The organism is Bradyrhizobium sp. USDA 4011 (assembly GCF_054063415.1).
Genome location: NZ_JBSSGG010000001.1, coordinates 3641919 through 3655966, shown reverse-complemented (window position 1 = coordinate 3655966; position 14048 = coordinate 3641919). Strand labels below are relative to the sequence as shown.

Genomic DNA, 14048 nt, shown 5'->3' with positions numbered 1-14048 from the left:
GATCGCGCCCGGCAATATCCAGTTCCCGATGGTAGAGAGCACCTTGCCGGAAACCGATGGCAGCGGCTTCGCCGTGCGCCTGCGCAGCGTCACCAAGACCTATGACAGCGGGGTGATGGCGCTCGGGCCGCTGGATCTCGACGTGAAACACGGCGAGTTCGTCTCGCTGCTCGGCCCCTCCGGCTGCGGCAAATCCACCGCACTGCGCCTCATTGCGGGGCTTGCCACGCCGAGCGCCGGCACGGTGGATCTCGCCCATCACGGCCTTGAGCCGCGCGGCAGCCACAGGATCGGCTTCGTGTTTCAGGAGCCGACGCTGATGCCGTGGGCCAATGTGCGCGACAATGCCCGCTTGCCGCTGAAGCTCGCCCGGCTGCCCGCGACCGACGCCGAAGCGCGCATCGAGGCGGCGCTCGATCAGGTCGGGCTGGCGGAGTTCGCGGCCGCCTATCCGCGCGAATTGTCCGGCGGCATGAAGATGCGGGTGTCGCTGGCGCGCGCGCTGGTCACCGATCCCGATATCCTGCTGATGGACGAGCCGTTCGCCGCGCTCGACGAGATCACGCGCTTTCGCCTCAACAACGACCTGCTGTCGCTGTGGCGGAACCTGCACAAGACCGTCATTTTCGTGACGCACTCGGTGTTCGAATCGGTCTATCTCTCGCAGCGCGTGATCGTGATGACGGCGCGCCCGGGCCGGATCGGCGCCGAGTTTCGCATCATCTCGCCGGAGCCGCGCGGCGAGGAGTTCCGCACCTCGGCCGAATATGTCGCCTTCTGCCGCGAGGTCTCGGCCGCGCTGGCGCCGTCTTACGCGGGGCAGGCGGGCGCATGAAGTCTCCGCAGGACCTCATCCGCTTTCTGCTTCCGCTTGCAGTGTTTGCCGCGGGCCTCGTGCTCTGGGAAGCCGTTGTCCGCGCCTATGGCATCCAGCCCTATGTGCTGCCGAGCCCGCTCCTGGTGCTGAAGACGCTGGTTGTGGACTGGCCGGTGCTGTCGCAATCGCTCGGCGTCACGCTCCTGACTACGCTGGAAGGCTTCGCCGCCGCCGCGGTCGGCGGCATCGTGCTGGCGCTGCTGTTCAACCAGTCCAAATGGCTGGAATATTCGTTGTTCCCTTACGCGGTGGTGCTGCAGGTCACGCCCGTGATCGCGATCGCGCCGCTGCTCCTGATCTATCTGCAACAGCAGACCGCGGTGATCGTCTGCGCCTGGATCGTGGCGTTCTTCCCGGTGCTGTCGAACACCACGCTCGGCCTCAACTCGGTCGATCGCAACCTTGCCGGATTGTTTCAACTTTATGGCGCTTCACGGCTGCAGACGCTGCTGTTCCTGAAGCTGCCCGCGGCGCTGCCCTATATCCTCGGCGGCCTGCGCATTGCCGGCGGCCTGTCGCTGATCGGTGCCGTGGTGGCGGAGATCGCGGCGGGCAGCGCCGGCGCCGGCTCGGGCCTTGCCTTCCGGATCGCTGAATCGGGCTACCGGCTGAATATTCCCCGCATGTTCGCAGCACTTCTGCTGCTATCGCTGGCCGGGATTGTCATCTATGGGGTGCTGGCGTTAGTTTCGCACCTCTTGTTGCGGCGTTGGCATGAAAGCGCGTTAGGAAAGGACAATTGATGGCCCCGATTTCTTCCGAAAAGATCGATCTGTTGATCTATGGACCGATCCGGCCAATCCTCGAAAACGGCTTCTCCGATCAATACGTGCTGCACCGGGCCGAGAGCCGCGGCGACCTTGAGCGCCTGACGCCCGACACGATGGCCAAGATCCGCGGCATTGCCGTCACCTATCACACGATGGCGACCGACAAGACCGCGATGGCGATGTTTCCCAAGCTCGAGATCGTCGGCAGCTTCGGCGTCGGCTACGACCATGTCGATTCCACCTATGCGCGGGATCACAATATCGTGGTCACCAATACGCCCGACGTCCTGACCGAGGAGGTCGCCGACGTCGCGATGGGGCTGTTGATCGCGACGCTGCGCGAATTCGTCAAGGCCGACCGCTACGTGCGCTCCGGCCTGTGGCAAACCCAGAATTATCCGCTCAGCGTCGGCTCGTTGCGCGATCGCAAGATCGGCATCGTCGGCATGGGCCGGATCGGCCAGGCGATCGGGCGCAGGCTCGAGGCCTCGCGCGTGCCGGTGTCCTATCATTCGCGCAATCCGTCCAAGGACGTCGCGTACAAGCATTATCCCGATCTGATCGAGATGGCGAAGGCGGTCGATACGCTGATCGTCATCGTACCGTGGCGGCGCCTCGACGGCGAAGATGATCAACGCCGACGTCCTGAAGGCGCTCGGCCCGCGCGGCGTGCTGATCAATGTCGCGCGCGGCTCCGTGGTCGACGAGCCTGCGCTGGTCGCGGCGCTGAAGTCCGGCACCATCCTCGCCGCCGGCCTCGACGTGTTCGCAGCCGAGCCGAACGTGCCGGACGAACTGAAGGCGATGCAGAACGTCGTGCTGCTGCCGCATATCGGCTCGGCCTCGGTGGTCACGCGCAATGCGATGGACCAGCTCGTGGTCGACAACATCAAGAACTGGTTCGCCGGCAAGCCGCCGCTGACGCCGGTTGCCGAAACGCCGGTGAAGGGGCGCTGATGTCCCTGTCCCGCTTCAACGTCGTGCTGCTCATGCTGCTGGCCGCCTGCGGTCCGACAGCCGCGCAGGACGTCAAGACGTTGCAGAAGGACATGATCGGGCAGTGGGAGCTCGCCACCACCGAGCGCAGCAAGACGTGCGTCGTGACGCTGAAGAGCGATGCGACGCCGCAAGGTTTCAAGCTCGAGCTCGAGCCGGCCTGCGCCGCCGCGTTGCCTTTCACCAAGGAGATCACGGGCTGGAGCATCAAGGGCCTCGGCGACATCGTGCGGCTGCACAATGCGGCCGGCGAGGCCGTGATCGATTTCACCGAGGTCGAGACCGGCATCTTCGAGGGCATGCGCACCAACGAGGGCGTCTACATTCTTCAAAACCTGGCCGCTGCCCGCGCGCTCGCCAAGTCGATGGACCAGATGATCGGCGACTGGTCGATGGTCCGCGGCAACGGCCAGGCGATCTGCGCGCTGGTGCTGACCAACACCGACGCCGGCAACGACAATTTTCAGGTGTTCCTGAAAGGCAAATGCGATCCCGCGGTCGCGGCCTTCAACCCGACGCTGTGGCGGCTCGACCACGGCCAGATGATTCTGATGTCCGCCAAGGGCGAGACCTGGCAGTTCGAGGCCGACGACAACGCCCAGTGGCGCCGCGTCCCCGACAGCGCCGACCCGCTGATCATGCTGCGGGAGCAGTAGGGGCACCTATTTCGCCTCTCCCGCTTGCGAACCTGGTTTTCCCGTCATCCTGAAGAGCGCGTCGGCGCTTCCGAGTTCCCCGACACGTCAAGTTGCTGTATCGAGCGCCGGCAGCCGCCGGCTCCTTTGCATGGGGTTGTTTTCGATATTTTGGCAGCGCGCACCTGCGGCGCTCGCAAGCGCGGAAGGGGCGCACCACCGATGCGTCGGCGGTTTGCCCTGCTTCCTCGTCCACCCTTAAAAATAATTCCCGAGCCCATGTCGATCCGGCTGGCCCCGAATCGTCGTCCCCTGTAGCGAGCCGGTCTTGCGGCGATCGTCGCCGCGTCTCGCCTCACAGGAGCTTTCCGATGCGTTTCATGTATATCGTCACCTCCCCGCAGCCCCCCGGGCCGCCGACCCCGGCCCTGATGGAGGCAATGGGCAAGCTCGCCGAGCGAGAGATCAAGGCGGGCCGCATGATCGACACCGGCGGGCTCTTGCCGGTCGCGATGGGCGCCCAGGTGCGCATCACCGACGGCAAGCTTAACGTCATCGACGGTCCGTTCGTCGAGACCAAGGAGATGATCGGCGGCTACGCGATCTTCGAGCTCCGCAACAAGGAGGAGGCGGTCGCAGCCGCGGTGGAGTTCATGCAGCTACACAGGGAACATATGCCGGGCTGGGAGGGTACCTGCGAGGTTCGTCCCTTCGCCACGCCTGGTGCCGACGGCGGTTGCCAGGTCGACGTCTCCGCCTGCGCCTGATGCGCGAAGCGACGACATCACGTCGGCGGCGATGACGGCCGCCGACATCGAGGCCACGATCCTCGCGGTGTGGCGCATCGAGCAGCCGCGGCTGATCACCAGCCTGTCGCGGATCCTGCGCGACGTGCCGCTCGCCGAGGATCTGACTCAGGAAGCGCTGATCGCGGCGCTCGAGCACTGGCCGCTCGGTGGTGTGCCGGAGAAGCCGGGTGCCTGGCTGATGGCGACCGCCAAGCGGCGTGCGCTCGATCATATCAGGCGCCATCGCATGCTGACCGAAAAGCACGGCATGCTTGCGCATGATCTGGTGCGGGAGCAGGAGACCATGCCCGATTTCGATTCCGCGCTCGACGACGATATCGGCGACGAATTGTTGCGGCTGATCTTCACCGCCTGCCATCCGCTGCTGTCGCGCGAGGCCCGCGCCGCGCTGGCGCTTCGGATGATCTGCGGCCTCACCACCGAGGAGATCGCGCGCGCCTTCCTGCAGGCGGAGGCGACCATCGCCCAGCGCATCGTGCGCGCCAAGCGCACGCTGTCGGAGTCAGGTCTTGCCTATGAGACCCCGCGCGGAGAGGCGCTGTCGGAGCGGCTCGCCTCGGTGCTCGAGGTCGCCTACCTGATCTTCAACGAGGGTTACACCGCGGCAAGCGGCGACGAATGGTTGCGGCCGCAGCTCTGCAACGAGGCGCTGCGCATCGGCCGCGTGCTGAGTTCGATCGCGCCGCAGGAGCCGGAAGCGCACGGATTGCTGGCGCTGATGGAATTCAACGCCTCGCGGATGGCGGCGCGCACCGACGCGGCCGGCGAGCCGATCCTTCTGATGGACCAGAACCGCGCGCTGTGGGATCGCCTGCAGATCCGCCGCGGGCAGCTGGCGCTGGCGCGCGCCCGCGAACTCGGTGGCGGCGGCGGCTTCTACGCGCTGCAGGCCGCGATCGCCGCATGCCACGCCGAGGCCGACACGCCTGACGCGACCGACTGGCGCCGTATCGCCGCGCTGTACGGCGATCTCGCCGCGCTGCTGGATTCGCCGGTGATCGAGCTCAACCGCGCGGTCGCGATCGGCATGGCCGAAGGGCCGGTTGCCGCGCTTGCGATCGTCGACGGTCTCGCCGACGAGCCGGCGCTGAAAGCCTATCATCTGCTGCCGAGCGTGCGCGGCGATCTATTGCACCGGCTGAGCCGCTTCGCGGAGGCGCACGCCGCGTTCGAGGCCGCTGCCGCATTGGCCGGCAACGCACGCGAGCGCGAGTTCCTCAAGCGGCGCGCGGCGGTCGCGGCACGCGCCGCGCAGGGTCACGATGGCCGCTGAATGGCTTCGCGATTTCGACGCAAAGCGCCGGCATGTTCGCCGAACCCGCAGTGCGTCAGGGAACCGCGACCATGACCAAGCCATCCGTGCTGGCGATCGGGCTCGATCCCACCTTCGTCGATCTGTCCGTCATGCCGCAGTTCACGCCCGAACTCGTGCGCAGCTACATCGGCGCGCAGATCGAGGGCCTGCGGACGCTTGGCTACGATGTCGAAAGTTGCCTCATCGACCTTGGCGACACGGCCGAAGCGGTGACGGCGGTGGCCCTCAACGCGCGCCGCTATGATTGCGTCGTGATCGGTGCCGGGCTGCGCGAGCCGCCGGAGCGGCTGCTGCTGTTCGAGACGATCCTCAATCTGGTGCATCGGCTCGCGCCCGGAGCGGCCATCTGCTTCAACACCAACCCGGCCGACACCGCTGCGGCCGTGCAGCGCTGGGTCAAACCTTGAAGCGCGACAACATTGGGCAGAATCGTCATCGCGCTTTAGCTTTTTGTTTCAGCATGGTCTTTTCGGAAAACCGCTTCGCACCTTTCTGGATCATGCTCGAGGTGCAACGCGCGCAGCCTTGCCGCGCAGCCCCCAAAGCAGCAGGATCGATGCTGCGATGATCGCAAGACCGATCGAGACGAATCCGATGGTCACCAGCGTTTCCTGCCACGGCGCGGCACCATGCCCGGCCGCAGTGACCGGCGACAGCGCGCCGGTTCCGAGAATGGCGGCGAGCGTCGTCACGGCCCAGTTGCCGTATGTCCCGCACAGCAGCGCCCAGTAGGCTGCGACGCCCGCGCGGGGCGGCAGCCTGACCTCGCTCCAGATCGCGCCGACCGCCAGCAGGAACGTGCCATTCATCACGCCTTCGAGATGCGCTGCGAGCGCCATCCGCACATTGGTGAAGCGCTGCTCGAGAAGGCCGGTCAACAGCCCGATCAGGAACAGGGCCATGCCGTGAAAAAGCAGACGCCGCCGATAATCCATTCTCGCCTCTCGAATAGCTTGCCTGAGAATCGGCCGATCATAGCAGAAAGTACGAAGGCGCCCCGCCGGCGATCCGGACCGTGGCCTGGGCTCTCCGTGTCCCGCCGACCCTGCGGCGGACGCACCGGGGCGGGTTGGTGCCAAGCGGAAAAGGCCGGAGGCCTGGCGGAAAAGGCCGGCGGTTGTTGCCGGCGGCAACCTATGACACCATCCCGACTCCAGCTTGTTTTTTGACTTTGGAAGCCTATGCCGCGTCGCAAATATGCCTGGGAGAAGCTCACGGATGCGCAGTTGCTCGAGCGACGCCTCAGCAGTCTGAGGGTTGCGGTCGAAGGCACCTGGCTCGCGGATTGTGTCAGCACGCTCTACGAAGAGCTCGAAGAGCGCGGCATCCGGCTGCGGCCGCACACTTGGATCTCGAGCGAATGGTTCAGCCCGGCCGATGTGCCCGGGATCGCCATTCCCTTCTATCTCGCCCATCCCCGCCTGATGAAGCTCGAGAAGAAGATGATGCTCGACGTCGAGGGCGCCTCGTGGTCCGAGTGCATGGCCATCCTCCGCCACGAGGCGGGCCATGCCATACAGCACGGCTACCAGCTGCAACGCCGCCGGCGCTGGCAGCAGCTGTTCGGCCCATCGTCGCAACACTACCCGCGCTACTATCGGCCCAATCCGGCCAGCCGCAATTACGTCCAGCATCTCAGGCTGTGGTACGCGCAGAGCCATCCGGACGAGGATTTCGCCGAGACCTTCGCGGTGTGGCTGCGGCCGCGCTCGAACTGGCGGACGCGATATGCCGGCTGGCCGGCGCTGAAGAAGCTCGAATATGTCGACGAGCTGATGGGCGAGATCGCAGGTGAGCGGCCGTTGCTCACGACGCGGGAGCGGGTCGATCCGCTGCATACGCTCAAGCAGACGCTGGGCGAACACTACAAGAAGAAGCAGGCGTTCTACGCCTTCACGCCGCCGAAGACCTACGACCGCGATCTGTCCAAGCTGTTCTCCGCCGATCCGCGGCATCAACGGCATCCGGCGGCCGCGGTCTTCATCAGGCGGCACCGCGCCCAGATCAGGCAGCTGGTCGCGCGGTGGACCGGCGAGAACCAGTTGACGCTCGATGCCGTGCTCGATGACATGATCCTGCGGTGCCGCGAGCTCAACTTGCGTGCCGTCGGCCCCGAGCAGAAGCTCGTGACCAATTTCACCATCCTGCTGACAGCCAAGACCATGCACGCGTTGTTCGGCCCGTCGCGCCGCAAATGGATCGCGCTATGAAACACTTTCGCATTCTGGTGCTGATGCACCCGGACTGTGTGCCGCCGGACTCCAGCGACGGATACTCCGCGCGGGAAATCAACGAGTGGAAAACCGAGTACGACGTGGTGAGCACCCTGCGCGCCGCCGGTCATGAGGTTCGTCCGCTCGGCGTGCAGGAGGAAATCAAGCCGGTGCGCGACGAGATCGAGGGCTTCAAGCCGCACGTGGTGTTCACGCTGCTGGAGGAGTTTCACTACGACGTCGTGTATGACCAGCACATCGCGAGCTATCTCGAGCTGATGAAGATCCCCTATACCGGGTGCAATCCGCGCGGCCTGATCCTGGCGCGCGGCAAGGATCTGTCCAAGACGCTGGTGCATCACCGCCGCATCGCGGTGCCGGCCTTCGCCGTGTTCCCGATGCGCCGCAAGGTCAAGCGGCCGCCGCGGCTTGCGCTGCCGCTGATCGTCAAGAGCCTGAGCAGCGATGGATCGCTCGGCATCTCGCAGGCGTCGATCGTCGATACCGACGAGAAGCTGGCGGAGCGCGTCGCCTTCATCCACGAGCGGATCGGAACGGCGGCGATCGCCGAGCAGTTCATCGAGGGCCGCGAGCTCTATGTCGGCGTGATCGGCAACAACAGGTTGCGTGTCTTGCCGGTCTGGGAATTGAAGTTCGGCAGCATGGGCGGCCCCGCCGCACGCCAGATCGCCACCGAGAAGGTCAAGCACGATACCAGCTACCAGGAGCGGATCGGAATTGCGGACGGGCCGGCCGAGGATCTGACGCCGGAACTGTCCGCCCATATTCAACGGCTGGCGAAACGCATCTACCGGACCTTGGGGCTCGATGGCTACGCGCGCATCGACTTCCGCCTGTCCACCAGCGGCGTTCCATATTTCATTGAAGCCAATCCCAATCCCGAAATCGCGAAGAGCCAGGAGTTCGCGACGGCCGCCGGGCATGACGGACTGGACTATCCGGTTCTGTTGAATCGCATCGTGGCGCTCGGGATCAGCCGCGCCAAGGCCGGCGTATCCCTGGGCTGAAACGAAGCTCTCGATTCTTGTTTTGACGCATCATCTTCGCGCGAACCGGCGTCCACTTCGCTCGAAAGCGCTTTAAAGGCGCCGCTGCATCAGGTGGCGTCGCGCGTCCCTGGGGATGAACATCGCAAACGTTTCCCTAACGCGCGCCGCCGGGGTCGCGGTGGCCGTGGTTGCGGGAGCGGGTGCCGCCTCCGGACGAAACGCATCCGGTTCCGGCCAGCGCTGTGCAATCACGTCGCTCACGGGAGCCGGCCTCAGCAATCCGTCGCTGCGGCAGGCATCGTAGACGTACAAAGCGGCAAGAAAAATCGATACGACAACAAGGATCGTCCTGAAAATCGGCATTGTGATTGCGCCTTCTTGATTGAGGCGAACAATGCCCGGTCACGGTGAACCGCGCGTTTAGCGCGCCGGCCGATCGGCCGATACGGTTCCCAACTCATGAACGGGCTGGTGTAAACGGCTCGCTTACCAATGCCTTCAAGGTTGCGGCAACCAGCTTTCCTCACCGCCGGGAAAGAACTCTCTGGCATCAAGAGACCAACAAGAAGACTGAGGAGGCACCATGTTCGTCGCCATTCGCGTTATGATCCTGATCGCCAGTGCCTACGCCGGCTCGGCCGTTGCAGAGATGCAGTTCGCGCCGCTGCCGAGCCTTGCGGCGTCGTCCGCGCCGTAGCACCGGCATGCTCGCAGGTAGCTCCCGCCGCGGTCTAGGCCGCAGCGGCCGCCATCAGTGCGAGCCCGCGACAACCCGATTGCGCGGGCTGCGTTTTCCGTCATCATCCGGATCGCCGTCAGCCGCAGGAACTACAGCGACAGTCCTGGATTGCGTTTGGCTTCAGCCCGACGAACGCGAGCGCGAGGCTACGCGAATGGCGCGGCCCTTCGCCGACCTTACCTTGGCTGCGACGATGGTCGGGCGTGACCTGCCGAGCCGGGCTGCACCGGGCGAACCCTTCCCAAGCAGGAGTGCGAGTCGTTTGCGTGTGCGGCTGGCGACGGACCTTGCCGCCTGCTGGGCCGCCTCCGCCTTACGAATGAGCGTGGTCATCGCAGATGCTGGCGATGCAGAGACGAAAGCGACATCCTTCGACTTCGACAGGCCGCCGGTTCCTTCGCAAGGCGCTTCGCTCGGCAGATCGATGCGAATGGCGAGCGTGTCGACGTTCTCGATCCAATCCTCAGCCCTGGTTCCGGTGATGATCCGGACATAATCCCGGGTCTCGCGCGGCAACTCGCTTTGCCTGGCAAGCCACTTCAGGACGCGGCCGCTACCGGCGTTGTAGGCGGCAGCCGCAAGGCCGAGATTGCCGAAATCGTCGCGCAGCTTGCGCAGCAGCTTGGCCGAAGCAGGCAGTGCCTTGAGCGGATCGAAGGGGTCGTCGAGCCCGACTTCCGCGGCCGTCTCGGGCATGAACTGTGCAACGCCCTGCGCACCCGCGTGGCTGACTTCGTTCGAACGAAAGCGCCTCTCCTGCCAGATCAGGCGCGCAAAGAACGCGACGGGGATTTCGCTCGCTTGGGCCGCGTCCTGTAAGGAGTGGCAGAACGTTTCGATCGCGGACGCCTGCGGCTCGGCCGCGGCATCGCGCGGCTCGATCGCAGGTGGCGGCGCCTCATCCTCGGCCGTCGGACCGGGTGCTTCGCCGGCATCGGCGCTTTCGATGAAGCGGGCGGCGAAAGGAACGGCGTCCGTTGCAGTGTCGTGCGAGAGTGGAGGGGCCTGGGCTGTTGAGGTGTTGATTGAACTTGGCAAACGATCGACGTCGAGCATCAAGACAAGAAACGCGGCAAGCGCCGCGACGATGAATCGCATTTGCTTCGAGAGACCTGAACTGTGATGTGAGCTGCGCGCAAATGCGCTTCGGATAACGACTTTCTAGCGGGTCGATTGCGGCGATGCCGCGATATCAGCTGTTCCACTGCAGAACTCGGCCGCTGCTGCATTGGAACTTCGACGCTTTCCGTAACTTTACGGAATGGAGCCACGTTGGGACACGCGATGCTTCGACATTGTTTCGTTGCGCGTTTTGCTTTTGTACTTTTGCTTGTCTCCGCGCCGGTGATGGCGGAGAGCCTCGATGCCGCCGTGATCAACGACGCAGTGGCGCCAACGGGAAAATTGCCGGGCCGACACCAGGTCAACGCCTCCATTGCCAAGCTCGAGATTCTGCTCGACCGCGCGCATTTCTCTCCCGGTGAAATCGACGGCAAGCTCGGCGAGAATGCGCTGAAGGCGCTCACGGCGTTTGCCGAGGCGAATGGACTGTCATTCGACAAGGCCGTGACGCCAGAACTCTGGAGCAAACTCGCCGCTGCCAGCGAAGGGACCGCGATCGTCAACTACACGATCGCGGATGCCGACGTGAAAGGCCCCTTCCTGAAGCGGATCCCTGCGAAGATGGAGAGCATGAAGGACTTGCCCGCGCTGAACTACACCAGCCCGCGCGAAGCGCTCGCTGAGAAATTCCACATGAGTGAGGCGCTGCTTCAGGCGCTCAATCCGGGACAGAAGTTCGACAAGGCCGGTGACAGCATTGCGGTCGCGAACGTTCTCGACGCCGGAGGTTCAGCGCCGGTTGCACGCGTCGAAGTCGACAAGACGCGGCAGACGCTCAGCACATTCGATGCCGCAGGGAAGCTCATCGCCGTCTATCCTGCAACGGTCGGCAGCACGGAGAAGCCGACGCCGAGCGGCACGTTGAAGGTAACGGCGATCAACAAGAACCCGATCTATCGCTATAATCCGAAATACAAGTTCAAGGGCGTCAAATCGAAGAAGCCATTCACGATCAAGCCCGGCCCGAACAATCCGGTCGGGTCGATCTGGATCAACCTTTCGGCGGAAGGCTACGGCATCCACGGCACACCCGAACCCGGCAAGGTTTCCAAGGCCGCGTCGCATGGCTGTGTTCGGCTCACGAACTGGGATGCGCAGCGAGTCGCGGCCGGTGTCGCGAAGGGAACGCCGGTCACGTTCGTGGAGAGCTCGCGATAATGCGATTGACGCAGGAGGGACCGAGTCGCGCCGTCATCGCAAATCGCCGCCGGCACCGCGGCACCGAGATTGACAGGTATGCCAGGGATCGCGGATGGTCCGGTGACAGCCGCATCCCGACGGGGCGCCGATGCATCTCAGACATTTGGTCGTGTCGACGCTGCGGGGGCTGTCGCTTGCCGCGCTGATCTGGTCAGGTTCAGCCCGCGCAGAAGGCGCCGCCGATCCGGTGTGGCCGACCCGGCAGTGGCAGACGACGACGCCGGAAGAGCAGGGGATGGAGTCCGCCGCGCTCGCGCGGCTCGTCAACTTTGGCGCGGCTCACAGTTTCGATAGCCTCCTGATTGCGCGTCATGGCCGGATCGTGCTCGACGCTTACTATGCGCCGTACACGCCGGAGATCCCGCATCTGATCAATTCCGCCACCAAGGCGGTGACCGGCACGCTGGTCGCGATGCTGCTCAAGGATAATTTGCTCGACAGCCTCGACCATCGCATGGTGGATTTCTTCGGCGACCGCACCATCGCCAATCTCGATGACCGCAAGCGGGCGATCACGATCCAGACCATGCTCGACATGACCTCGGGGATGGCCTGGACGGAGGGCGTCGAGGGCGGCAGGCCGGACTCGCTGATCGAATGGGGGCGCAGCCCCGATGCGATCCAGTTCATCCTGGACCGTCCGATGGCGAAGCCGCCGGGCGCGGCGTTTGACTACAACACCGGCAATCCGCAGCTATTGGCCGCGATCATCAACAAGCTCGCCGGCGTGAGCGCGCGGGACTATGCGGTGACGAAACTGTTTCGTCCGCTGGGGATTGCCGCGCCGTACTGGCACAGCATCGGGCCGGGGCTGACGCAAGGCGGCGGCGGGCTTCTGCTCGCGCCGCGCGACGCAGCCAAGATCGGGCTGCTCTATCTGCATGACGGCGAATGGGAGGGGCAACGGCTGCTGCCGTCCGGCTGGGTCGATCGCATCAGGCACGCGACGACAGAGATGCACGCCTCGTTCGATCCGTCCCTGCACTATGCCAATTTCTTCTGGGTGGTGCCAAAGCAGCAGGCCTTCATGGCGGTCGGCGACCGCTGCCAGCTGATCATGATCTTTCCCGCGCTCGACATCGTCGCGGTCGTGACCGCGCGCGACTACTGCTCATTCGGCAGGATGGCCGACGACATTTCCGGCGCCGTCAAGTCCGACACGGCGCTGCCGGTGAACTCCGCCGGCGGCAATCAGCTTGCCGCGGCGCTAAGCGACAGCGCGACGGAAAAGCCGTCGGCGGTCGGTGCGGTGCCCGAGATTGCGGCGGCCATCTCGGGCAAGACCTGGCGCTTCCCGCCCAACGGCCTCAATCTGCGGGCGCTGACGCTGTACCTGGCCGATCCGTCCGCGCACTACGAGCTGGAAACGGCGACGCCGGATGCGGCGAGGTCGGCAGTCAAATTGGCGGGACCGATCGGGCTCGACGGCACCTATCGTCTCGGCCAGCCAACGCCGCTCGGCGTGATGGCGCTGAAAGGGACGTGGCAGACCGCTGAGACGTTTGCGATCGACCTGCGTCTGGTCGGCGGCGATACCGACCGCAGATGGCTGCTCACGTTCGACGGCGGCAAGGCCAGGCTCAGCGGCAAGGATCGCTTCGGCCACGATGTGCAAGTCGATGCGGAAGCGCAGGCCGCGCAATAACGATTCGCTATTTTGAGGCAAGGCGCACGGTGCAATGATGGTGATGTGTGCACGCACCCCGGCCTTCCCTGCGCCCTCTGTTCAAGAGAGAGGGCGAAACAAAATGCAAAACTCGGACAAGGATGTCGCGAGAACGCGGAAGCGTGATCCACAAGCAGCGCCATAAATTCAGTGTCGTCCCTGCGAAAGCAGGGACCCATCACCATCGAAGGTGATTGTTGCGCGCAGCTGGGGCCACAGCTCTCTTCAACAACACGACCCTGTGGGTATGGGTCCCTGCTTGCGCAGGGACGACGCCTGGGAAGGAGCCGTGCACTCGCGCCTAATGGTCCGTCTTCGGCGTCTTGGCTGCGAAGTCGAGGCCGAGCCGAAGGGCGCGCTCCTGGCGCTCCTCCGTCAGGAGCTGCAGCTCCCGTTCCAGCGACCGCGCGACCTGGTCCTGCGTTTCCTTGGAGTGGCGGCGGGAGCCGCCTAGCGGTTTGGCCGATTGGGCAGTCACGGGAGAACCCTTGTCATCGCAGTGTCACAGGCCCTGATGCCACGGCCGGAGTCCGGCGAACAATCAAAAAGAATTCAGCGAGGCCGCTTTGGAACGTTTGTTGTGCATCTGACTCAAATTTAAGCAGGAAATTCTCCTGGCCTTGTCGCGAGCGCAGAAGCCGTAGACCGGCGGTCTCATCAATTCGGATGAGACGGCCCGGTTCCCACGAAATCATT

The 14048-nt window shown here is 64.7% G+C and carries 13 protein-coding genes and 1 pseudogene; 11 read left to right on the top strand and 3 right to left on the bottom strand.

Going from position 1 to position 14048, the window contains the following annotated elements; translation table 11 throughout:
- Nucleotides 1–28: 28 nt before the first annotated feature.
- The 7 genes and pseudogenes from ACVW1C_RS17070 (at nucleotide 29) to ACVW1C_RS17040 (ending at nucleotide 5809) form a co-directional block, all read left to right on the top strand.
- Nucleotides 29–835 carry an ABC transporter ATP-binding protein gene (locus ACVW1C_RS17070; protein ID WP_456759421.1) on the top strand — a complete coding sequence of 269 codons (807 nt, stop codon included), beginning with the start codon at nucleotides 29–31 and terminating at the stop codon, nucleotides 833–835.
- Complete coding sequence (locus ACVW1C_RS17065; RefSeq protein ID WP_456759420.1) at nucleotides 832–1620, top strand: ABC transporter permease; 789 nt, start codon at nucleotides 832–834, stop codon at nucleotides 1618–1620. Before ACVW1C_RS17070 ends, ACVW1C_RS17065 begins: the two co-directional genes overlap by 4 nt.
- Nucleotides 1620–2604 (top strand): annotated as a pseudogene (locus ACVW1C_RS17060) (2-hydroxyacid dehydrogenase). Before ACVW1C_RS17065 ends, ACVW1C_RS17060 begins: the two are co-directional and overlap by 1 nt.
- Nucleotides 2604–3299 carry an AprI/Inh family metalloprotease inhibitor gene (locus tag ACVW1C_RS17055; RefSeq protein WP_456759419.1) on the top strand — a complete coding sequence of 232 codons (696 nt, stop codon included), beginning with the start codon at nucleotides 2604–2606 and terminating at the stop codon, nucleotides 3297–3299. The pseudogene ACVW1C_RS17060 and the gene ACVW1C_RS17055 overlap by 1 nt, the downstream one beginning before the upstream one ends.
- Nucleotides 3300–3649: 350 nt before the next feature.
- On the top strand, nucleotides 3650–4045 hold the full coding sequence (locus ACVW1C_RS17050; protein WP_456759418.1) for a YciI family protein: 396 nt from the start codon (nucleotides 3650–3652) through the stop codon (nucleotides 4043–4045).
- 31 nt (nucleotides 4046–4076) lie between these two features.
- A complete protein-coding gene (locus ACVW1C_RS17045) occupies nucleotides 4077–5360 on the top strand; it encodes an RNA polymerase sigma factor (RefSeq protein WP_456759417.1) in 1284 nt (427 codons plus the stop codon).
- Nucleotides 5361–5431: 71 nt separating this feature from the next.
- Nucleotides 5432–5809 (top strand): hypothetical protein, encoded by a 378-nt coding sequence (locus tag ACVW1C_RS17040; protein ID WP_456759416.1) that lies wholly within the window; start codon nucleotides 5432–5434, stop codon nucleotides 5807–5809.
- Between the two features lie 90 nt (nucleotides 5810–5899).
- Here ACVW1C_RS17040 and ACVW1C_RS17035 read toward each other — a convergent pair whose 3' ends face one another.
- Nucleotides 5900–6337, bottom strand: a complete 438-nt coding sequence (locus tag ACVW1C_RS17035; RefSeq protein ID WP_456759415.1) for a hydrogenase — start codon at nucleotides 6335–6337, stop codon at nucleotides 5900–5902.
- Between the two features lie 246 nt (nucleotides 6338–6583).
- Here ACVW1C_RS17035 and ACVW1C_RS17030 point away from each other — a divergent pair, with 246 nt between their 5' ends.
- Both ACVW1C_RS17030 and ACVW1C_RS17025 read left to right on the top strand, forming a co-directional pair.
- On the top strand, nucleotides 6584–7612 hold the full coding sequence (locus tag ACVW1C_RS17030; RefSeq protein ID WP_456759414.1) for a putative zinc-binding metallopeptidase: 1029 nt from the start codon (nucleotides 6584–6586) through the stop codon (nucleotides 7610–7612).
- Nucleotides 7609–8643 (top strand): D-alanine--D-alanine ligase family protein, encoded by a 1035-nt coding sequence (locus tag ACVW1C_RS17025; RefSeq protein ID WP_456759413.1) that lies wholly within the window; start codon nucleotides 7609–7611, stop codon nucleotides 8641–8643. Before ACVW1C_RS17030 ends, ACVW1C_RS17025 begins: the two co-directional genes overlap by 4 nt.
- 841 nt (nucleotides 8644–9484) lie before the next feature.
- Here the strand turns inward: ACVW1C_RS17025 and ACVW1C_RS17020 are convergent.
- Nucleotides 9485–10462 (bottom strand): lytic transglycosylase domain-containing protein, encoded by a 978-nt coding sequence (locus tag ACVW1C_RS17020; RefSeq protein WP_456759412.1) that lies wholly within the window; start codon nucleotides 10460–10462, stop codon nucleotides 9485–9487.
- Between the two features lie 249 nt (nucleotides 10463–10711).
- Between ACVW1C_RS17020 and ACVW1C_RS17015 the strand changes: the two genes are divergently transcribed.
- Nucleotides 10712–11644: a L,D-transpeptidase family protein gene (locus ACVW1C_RS17015; RefSeq protein ID WP_456759411.1), complete on the top strand. Its 933-nt coding sequence runs from the start codon at nucleotides 10712–10714 to the stop codon at nucleotides 11642–11644.
- Between the two features lie 151 nt (nucleotides 11645–11795).
- The gene (locus tag ACVW1C_RS17010) at nucleotides 11796–13331 is read left to right on the top strand and encodes a serine hydrolase domain-containing protein (RefSeq protein ID WP_456759410.1); all 1536 of its coding nucleotides are present in this window, start codon (nucleotides 11796–11798) and stop codon (nucleotides 13329–13331) included.
- 322 nt (nucleotides 13332–13653) lie between these two features.
- Here ACVW1C_RS17010 and ACVW1C_RS17005 read toward each other — a convergent pair whose 3' ends face one another.
- Nucleotides 13654–13830 carry a hypothetical protein gene (locus ACVW1C_RS17005; protein WP_456759409.1) on the bottom strand — a complete coding sequence of 59 codons (177 nt, stop codon included), beginning with the start codon at nucleotides 13828–13830 and terminating at the stop codon, nucleotides 13654–13656.
- Between the last annotated feature and the right edge of the window lie 218 nt (nucleotides 13831–14048).